The following is an 8,991-nucleotide window of genomic DNA, read 5'->3' on the forward strand; positions in this document are numbered from 1 at the left end:
TTTATCTCAATTTCTGCACTAATATATCACCATTTTCCCCGCCTGTAACTAAGGTTTGACTATCTGGTGTAAACGCAACGGGAGGATAAGCGGCTAGGGTTTTTAACAACCGTCCTAACGGATGGCGATCGCTAATATCCCACAGTTTAACGATACCCTCTCGACTCGCACTGGCTAATAATTGACCATCGGGACTAACCGCAATTGAGACAACTTCATCATCATGTCCCTTGAGGGTGTTGAGGGTTTCTCCGGTGTGAAAGTTCCATAATTTAATGGTGCGATCGCCGCTTCCACTGACGAGAAATTGTCGATCTGGACTAAAGGCTAAAGTATAAACTGCGGCTGAATGTCCGTCTAAAGTTTGAAGACTTTTCAACTGACCAAACTGCCAAATTTTAATCAAGCCATCTGCACCCCCACTTGCAAATAAACTACTTTGAGGATGAAATTCAGAATTACTATTTAAAGGGACTAAACTAGACTCAAATTGAGTAAAAGTCACGCACAAAACTTGATCTAAATGTTCGGAAAGTCGATAGAGTAATTCACCATTTCTTTGATTCCACAATTTCAAGGTTTTATCTTCACTTCCACTGGCAATAATACAACCATCAGGACTATAAGCAACAGAATAAACGCCACCACAACGATGACTATAGGGTGAACCGGAATGACTGAAAAATCTATCCGCCATTGTGTGAGTTTTCAGGTTCCAAGCTAAAATGGTTCGATCCTGACTTCCACTGACTAATTTTCGACCATTGGGACTTATGGCAATCGTATTAACAGTATCACAATGGGCTAAAAATCGATGCAAAAGTTGTCCGGTTTTCAGGTTCCAAAGTCGGATGCTGTGATCTACACTTCCACTGGCTAAAATATAACCTTTGGGACCGATGGCGATAGCTAGAACCGATGCGGAATGACCTTGTAAATGCTGAGGACTTTGACTCAGGTTCAGTATATTTTTATCTGGTTTTGTGTTTTCTCTGTATTTTAAGGGGGAAATAGAATAAAGTTTGGGATATTTAGGAATAAGCTGAATAGATTGATTGGCGATAAAAATGGGGAAATTCGGAGATGTTTCTGAAGTTGAAGTCAAAGCCAACTCAATCCAATTATTCCTCTCCTTTAACAGCGTTTTTGTGGCTTCTATTTCCAGGTTTACAATAATTTGCTGCGGCGTTTCCTGTTTTTCTGAGGTTGATAAATTAGAGGTTTTTTCGGTTAAATCATTGAAGACTTCTTGAGCGGATAAATAGCGATTTTTGACTAAATCTTGGAGGAGTTTATCTAAAATTTTATCTAATTTTGAACTAATCGTTTTTCCCTTTTGCTGCAAATGCGATCGCCAAATTAATTCCCCGGTAAAAGAGTCAAAAAGTTGGTTTGGGGGAACTTGAGTTAAGAGGTGAATACAAGTCATTCCCAAACTATACAGATCACTGGCGGGATAGGCTTTTCCGCCGCGAATTTGTTCGAGAGGTGCATAACCAACGGTTCCCGTCATTGTGCCTGTTTGCAGTTGAAAAATATTTTGATTTTGTTTGGCAATGCCAAAATCAACTAAAACAATTTTTTGGTCACTTTTTCGGCGAATAATATTTTCAGGTTTGATATCCCGATGAATAATTTGATGCTTGTGAAGAAAGCCTAAAATGGGTAGAATATCAATTAAGAGTTCTTGAATTTTTTCTTCATTAAAAGCCCCTTGTTCAGCTAATTCTTGGCTTAAATTTTGTCCGGGGATAAATTCTTCGACTAAATAAAGACAGCTATCCTGTTCAAAGGAAGAAAATAGAGAGGGAATGCGATCATGTTCTCCCAATTCTTGTAGCCGCATTGCCTCTTGATGAAATAATTCTATTGCTTTTTGTAGCTTAACGCTTTTGTGTCCGTGAGATGCAAATTGCTTGATAATGCAGGGAGTATTTTGACTCATCTCATCTACTCCGAAGAAGGTACGACTCATTCCGCCCGTACCGATTTCTTGCAGCGCCCGATAACGTCCTTGCAGCAGTAAATTTGAACCACAGCCTTGACAAACCTGGGTTTCTGGGTGATTTTGAGGGTTTTTACAATTGGGGTTTAAGCAGTAGCTCATAAGCGCAGCATGAGCAGTCTCACACTCAATTTGTGTTTTCTAGTATGACGGCTTCTAGATGAAACTGATCAAAATCTTAAGGATTATTTAGCGTTTTTTGCAAGTTTTCGGGATGGCTTAATGAAACCAGAGTAGATTATCCAAATGCCACACTTTAATGGTTTTATCCTCACTCCCACTGACTAATATTTTGGTATCTGGACTAAACGTAACGGTATTCACGGCGCCAGAATGTCCAGAAAGCAAATTCAGTAAATCTCCGGTGTATAAGTCGCGTAATTTAATCAAACTGTCGTAACCGCCACTGGCAAGAATATGACCATTCGGACTAATTTTCAGGGAATTGACTGCGTAGGAATGACCAGAGAGGGTCCGTAATAACTTCTGAGTGGGAAGTTGCCAAATTCTAATGGTTTCGTCTTTTCCGCCACTAATGAGAGTTTCGCCATCTGGACTCATGGCTAACGTCAAAACTCCCCCTGTGTGACCTTCTAAAATGCCAATTAATTCCTCATTTTGCAACTTCCACAACCGAATGCTATTATCTGCACCATCACTCGCGAGAATATCACCCTTGGGAGAGATGCAAAACGTTTTCACTGAACCTGCATGACCTGTTAGCGTCCCTTTGAGTTGTCCGGTTTGCACATCCCACAACCGCACGGTTTGACTGTAGCTGCTGCTGTGGCTAATAATGGTTTTACCATTGGGGACAATTGCCACAGGCATAAACCCGGAGTCGAGGCGAGAATAACCTGTTACTAAGGTTCGCAACAGTTGGCCATTTTTCAGACTCCAAATTTTAATTGTTCCATCTCCGCCGCCAGTGGCAAAAAATTCACCATCGGGACTAACCGCGACATTTTTCACCCCAAACGGATGACCCCCCAAGGTGAGTAAACACTCTCCTGTTTTTAAATTCCAAATTTTGATCTTACCGTCTTCAGAGGCACTAATCAAGATTTTTCCATCCGGACTAATGGCGACTGATTTTACACCGTCGGCGTGACCACTTAAGGTAAGATTGTCCATTATCGAGGGGATTGTTTGCTGATAACTGCTTGTCTGAAGCCTAACACAATCAAAATATTTGATAGCGTCAGGAAAACCTCTGCACCCCCATGTAACCAATCAATATTTGCTAAAGATTCATGATACACAACTTTAGCATAGATACCTGCTGGGATTGTGACTCCAACAAATACTAACGTGCCATAAAATCCGATTAATGCCAAGCGGGGTGTCTGCCCTGAACGGGTCAGAAACCACAGAAAACCCAAATAAGGGAACAATGAAACAGCAAACAGGGTATCTTTTGATAGCATTATTCTCCCTTGTGTTACTCTTTAACGGAGCGGGTGGTTCGCCAGATGTACCAAGCCGCAATACAGAGGGTAACATTTCCGAGTACCGTCATCGCCGCCTGAAGCGTTACCATCCACTCAAAGGAGGGAGGATTATCAAAATAGTGCCAGGTACAAGCACACATTGCACTCACGAGGGCGGGTAACATCGCCAGCGAAAGTCCCCACCAAGCTTGATTACGAGTCACTTCACCATACCTCCAGATAAACCAAATTGCTGCGATCCACTCGATAACGCTCGAAACATGAATGATCCAAGTGGGAATTGAGAGTGCGTGCATAATAGAATTTTAACTGAGTTTCCAGCAGATTTACGGCACTATAAATGAAACATTTATGGTAGTCTAACATCTAAATCTCAACGACTGGTTTTTGGGTTTCACCCCGATACGTTAACGGGTTTGGCGTTGAGAATTATTTCGAGTTGAAAATCTTACCGAAGTTGAGCGGAAAGCCCCAGCCTTTAGGCATGGGGATGGATAGCGAACAATTAATATTGTTATTCGGGGAGTTGTGTGGTAAAATTATACCATGATTGTACGAGAAGCAAAGTTATTAAACGGTTCCAAGTCTCAATACGCAAGACTTGACGATGCCATAAGAACTGCTCAATTCATCAGAAACAAGGCAGTTAGACTATGGCGAGATGAACGGGATGTAGATAAATCTCGTATCTCTCGACTATGTAAAGAGTTGGCAAAAGAATTCCCTTTTGCTAATAAACTCAACTCAATGGCACGTCAAGCTTCGGTCGAGAGGGCTTGGAATTCAATCTCTAGCTTCTATCGTCGTTCTCTTGGTCAGCATTCCCTCTCTTGCAAACTTCGCTCTCGACGGAAACCGCCAAGTCGCGAGTTTGCGCTAGCGCCCGCAGGTGGCGCGGGGTCTGACCGTTGCCGTGAGGGAGCGTCGATAAAAGGCTACCCTCAATTCAAGAAACATTGTCGCTCAGTTGAGTACAAAACCACTGGCTGGAAACTGTCAGACGACTGTAAATCAATGAATTTCACAGATGGGTTTAAAGCAGGTGAATTTTCTTTATTCTGCAACTCAGATGTTAGAAAGGATTTGTTTACATTGAAGATAAATCGAGTGAGAGTAGTCAGACGAGCCGATGGGTATTATGCACAATTCTGCTTTAATGCTAATCGGTCTGAACCGGGAAACTATACCGGAAAAGTAGTCGGTTTAGACTTGGGTTTAAACTATTTCTACAAAGACACTAACGACAATGCAGCCATCTATCCCAAGTATTTAAGGTCATCTGAAAAGCGAATTAAAAAGCTACAGCGACGACTATCTAGTAAGTTTGTGAAGGGTAAAAAGCCCCAATCAAAAAACTACCAGAAAGCAAGAATTAGACTTGGAAAAGCACATTTGAAGGTTCAACGCCAACGCAAAGACTGGGCTGTAAAACTGGCTCGGTGCGTAGTGACATCTAACGATGTTGTGGTATATGAAGACCTCAAGATTCAAAACATGGTCAAAAACCATCATTTGGCTAAGTCGATTTCCGATGCAGGTTGGTATCAATTCACCCAATGGTTAGACTATTTTGGAAAAGTTTGGGATAAAGCGGTGATTTCTGTTAGTCCAAACTTCACCTCTGCCGATTGTTCTAACTGTGGTTTTCGGGTGAAGAAATCACTCAGCACCCGGACTCACAAATGCCCTAAATGTCAGACAGAAATTTGTCGAGATACTAATGCGGCTCTGAATATTTTAAAGAAGGGCATGAGCATTTTAGGGGCTGAGTATAATAGTACCGAAGGGCATTCGGAAACTGCCTCGTTCGAGGAAACGCTTGGGGAGACTTCCACCTCTGTTAATGAGGAGACATCCGACTTAATAAGTGGTGTTGATGAACCAAGAATTAGCAATAGCTAAGAATCCCCTTTCTTTAGAAATGGGGAGTATGTCAATAAAACCAATTTCGTTTAATCCTCACCTGATTTCAGATTGCATATGAAAAGCCTATTCCTCGAACGCCTCCACAGTCCCGAACGTCCCGTTATCGTCTTCGACGGTGCAATGGGAACAAATTTGCAAGTTCAAAACCTCACCGCCGAAGACTTTGGCGGGAAAGAATACGAAGGTTGTAATGAATACCTCGTTCACACCAAACCCGAAGCCGTCAAAATAGTTCATCGGGGCTTTTTAGAAGCAGGTTCGGATGTGATCGAAACCGATACCTTTGGCGGTACTTCTATTGTTTTAGCCGAATACGACTTAGGGGATCAAGCCTATTATCTCAACAAAATTGCCGCCCAACTCGCTAAAGAAGTCGCGACGGAATATTCCACCCCGGAAAAACCCCGATTTGTTGCAGGTTCGATGGGGCCAGGTACAAAACTCCCCACATTAGGACATATTGATTATGATACCTTAGAAACGGCTTTTACTGAACAAGCTGAGGGATTATTTGATGGAGGTGTTGATTTATTCATTGTAGAAACCTGCCAGGATGTGCTGCAAATTAAAGCCGCCCTAAATGGAATTGAAAATATTTTTAAGAAGAAACGCGAACGTCGCCCGATTATGGTTTCCGTGACAATGGAAGCCTTTGGAACGATGTTAGTCGGGTCAGAAATTAGTGCGGCTTTAACGATTTTAGAACCCTATTCTATTGATATTTTAGGATTGAATTGTGCGACGGGGCCTGACTTAATGAAAGAGCATATTCGCTACTTGAGTGAACATTCTCGGTTCGTCGTTTCTTGCATTCCCAACGCAGGTTTACCCGAAAATGTAGGCGGACAAGCCCATTATAAATTAACGCCAATAGAACTGAAAATGGCGTTGATGCACTTCATTGAAGATTTGGGCGTGCAAGTAATAGGCGGTTGCTGTGGAACTCGCCCCGATCATATTAAAGCCTTAGCTGAAATTTCTCAAACCTTAAAACCCAAACAACGCCAACCCCAATTAATCCCGTCGGCTGCTTCTATTTATGGTATTCAAACCTATGAACAAGAAAACTCATTCTTAATTATCGGGGAACGTCTCAACGCTAGCGGTTCTAAAAAATGCCGGGATTTACTCAACGCAGAAGACTGGGATGGTTTAGTTGCTTTAGCAAAATCTCAGGTGAAAGAAGGGGCGCAAATTCTCGATGTGAACGTTGATTATGTTGGGCGAGATGGCGTGCGAGATATGCACGAATTGGTGTCTCGTTTAGTAACAAATGTGAATTTACCGTTGATGTTAGACTCGACGGAATGGCAAAAAATGGAGGCGGGTTTAAAAGTAGCAGGCGGGAAATGTTTGCTGAATTCAACCAACTATGAAGACGGCGAAGAACGCTTTTTAAAAGTGCTAGAACTTGCGAAAAAATACGGCGCGGGTGTTGTCATTGGAACCATTGATGAAGAAGGAATGGCACGCACCGCCGAGAAGAAATTTGAAATCGCTAAACGGGCTTATAATGATGCGATTAATTATGGCATTCCCGCCCATGAACTCTTTTTTGATACGTTAGCTTTACCGATTTCAACGGGGATTGAAGAAGATCGAGAAAATGGCAAAGCAACGGTTGAATCGATTCGTCGAATTCGCGAAGAATTACCCGGATGTCATATTGCTTTGGGCGTTTCTAATATTTCCTTTGGTTTAAATCCCGCCGCCCGTCAAGTGTTGAATTCGGTGTTTTTACACGAATGTATGGAAGTGGGTTTAGATTCCGCAATTGTTAGCGCCAGTAAGATTTTACCGCTTGCTAAAATTGAACCTGAATATCAAGATATTTGTCGCAAGTTAATCTATGATCAACGTCAATTTGAAGGCGATGTTTGTGTTTATGATCCGTTAACCGAATTAACTCAACTGTTTGAAGGAAAAACGACGAAACAAGATCGGGCTGTTACGAAAAATATGCCGATTGAAGAACGTCTCAAACAGCATATTATCGATGGTGAACGCATTGGTTTAGAAGAGGCTTTAGCCGTTGCTTTAGAAAAATATCCTCCCCTCGATATCATCAATATCTACTTATTAGAGGGGATGAAAGTTGTCGGAGAATTGTTTGGATCGGGTCAAATGCAGCTTCCGTTTGTATTACAATCCGCCCAAACGATGAAAGCTGCGGTGGCGTATTTAGAACCCTACATGGAGAAAGAAGACTCTAACGGTAGCGGTAAAGGAACGTTCCTCATTGCAACAGTTAAAGGTGATGTTCACGACATTGGGAAAAACTTGGTGGATATTATCCTTTCTAACAACGGTTACAAGGTGGTTAACTTGGGAATTAAACAACCCGTTGATAATATTATTTCCGCTTACCGAGAACATAATGCAGATTGTATTGCCATGAGTGGTTTATTGGTAAAATCCACTGCATTTATGAAGGAGAATCTGGAAGTTTTTAACAAAGAAGGCATTTCGGTTCCTGTTATTTTGGGCGGTGCTGCTTTAACGCCTAAATTTGTTTATGATGACTGTCAAAATACTTATCAAGGTAAGGTAGTTTACGGAAAAGATGCCTTTTCTGACCTGAACTTTATGGATCGATTGATGCCTGCAAAAACGTCAGGAAAATGGGATAATTTCCAAGGGTTCCTAGAAGAATATACTAAAGAAAATGAGTTCTTTGGGAACGGAAAGATTAAGTCTGAAACGGTTACTCCTGAGAAGCCAAAATCAGAAGCCGAAAATCAACAACCTGCAACGCCTGTAGAAGTTGATAGCCGTCGTTCAGAAGTGGTTGAGGTTAATATTGAACGTCCGACACCGCCATTTTGGGGTACAAAAGTTCTGCAACCAGAAGACATTTCTTTAGAAGAGGTTTTCTGGTATTTGGATTTACAATCTTTGTTTGCTGGACAGTGGCAATTCCGTAAACCGAAAGACCAATCTCGCGAAGAATATGATGCCTTTTTAGCGGAGACGGTTTATCCGATTTTAAATGAGTGGAAACAGCGAATTTTGCAGGAAAATCTCTTACATCCGCAAGCGGTTTATGGGTATTTTCCTTGTCAAGCGGAAGGGAATAGTCTGTTAATTTATGACCCGGAAGTGATGATTTCTGGAAACGGAAAACCCACCGAACCGATTGAAATCATTGAGTTTCCCCGTCAAGCTTCTGGAAAACGGTTGTGTATTGCTGATTTCTTTGCACCGAAAGAAACCGGACACATTGATGTATTTCCGATGCACGCGGTAACGGTGGGAGAAATTGCGACAGATGTTGCTCAAAAACTATTTGCCGCAAATGATTATACCAACTATCTCTATTTTCATGGGATGGCGGTACAAACCGCAGAAGCGATGGCGGAATGGCTTCATGCGCGAGTACGTCGGGAGTTGGGTTTTGCAGGGGAAGATGCGGACAATATTAAGGATATTTTACGCCAACGTTATCGCGGTTCACGTTATAGTTTTGGGTATCCCGCTTGTCCGAATATGCAGGATCAATACAAACAGTTAGATTTGTTAAAAACAGATCGAATTGCGATGTATATGGATGACAGTGAACAGTTATATCCTGAACAGTCAACAACGGCGATTATGACCTATCATCCGGTT

At 42.0% G+C, this 8,991-nt stretch carries 6 protein-coding genes; 2 read left to right on the forward strand and 4 right to left on the reverse strand.

Features of this window, described 5'->3' with window-relative positions:
• Position 1: 1 nt before the first annotated feature.
• From WN50_RS09430 to WN50_RS09445, 4 genes are all read right to left on the reverse strand, one after another.
• Positions 2-2,107 carry a serine/threonine-protein kinase gene (locus WN50_RS09430; RefSeq protein ID WP_049558870.1) on the reverse strand — a complete coding sequence of 702 codons (2,106 nt, stop codon included), beginning with the start codon at positions 2,105-2,107 and terminating at the stop codon, positions 2-4.
• 117 nt (positions 2,108-2,224) lie between these two features.
• Positions 2,225-3,139: a WD40 repeat domain-containing protein gene (locus WN50_RS09435; RefSeq protein WP_046282103.1), complete on the reverse strand. Its 915-nt coding sequence runs from the start codon at positions 3,137-3,139 to the stop codon at positions 2,225-2,227.
• Complete coding sequence (locus tag WN50_RS09440) at positions 3,139-3,432, reverse strand: DUF3593 domain-containing protein (protein ID WP_046282104.1); 294 nt, start codon at positions 3,430-3,432, stop codon at positions 3,139-3,141. Before WN50_RS09440 ends, WN50_RS09435 begins: the two co-directional genes overlap by 1 nt.
• Positions 3,433-3,446: 14 nt before the next feature.
• A complete protein-coding gene (locus tag WN50_RS09445) occupies positions 3,447-3,752 on the reverse strand; it encodes a DUF2499 domain-containing protein (protein ID WP_046282105.1) in 306 nt (101 codons plus the stop codon).
• A gap of 250 nt (positions 3,753-4,002) precedes the next feature.
• Here WN50_RS09445 and WN50_RS09450 point away from each other — a divergent pair, with 250 nt between their 5' ends.
• The gene (locus tag WN50_RS09450; RefSeq protein ID WP_049558874.1) at positions 4,003-5,358 is read left to right on the forward strand and encodes an RNA-guided endonuclease InsQ/TnpB family protein; all 1,356 of its coding nucleotides are present in this window, start codon (positions 4,003-4,005) and stop codon (positions 5,356-5,358) included.
• A 78-nt stretch (positions 5,359-5,436) separates the two neighbouring features.
• Positions 5,437-8,991, forward strand: a 3,555-nt coding sequence (gene metH / locus WN50_RS09455) for a methionine synthase (RefSeq protein ID WP_049558876.1), incomplete at its 3' end; no start/stop codon positions are given.

The sequence above is a fragment of the Limnoraphis robusta CS-951 genome (assembly GCF_000972705.2).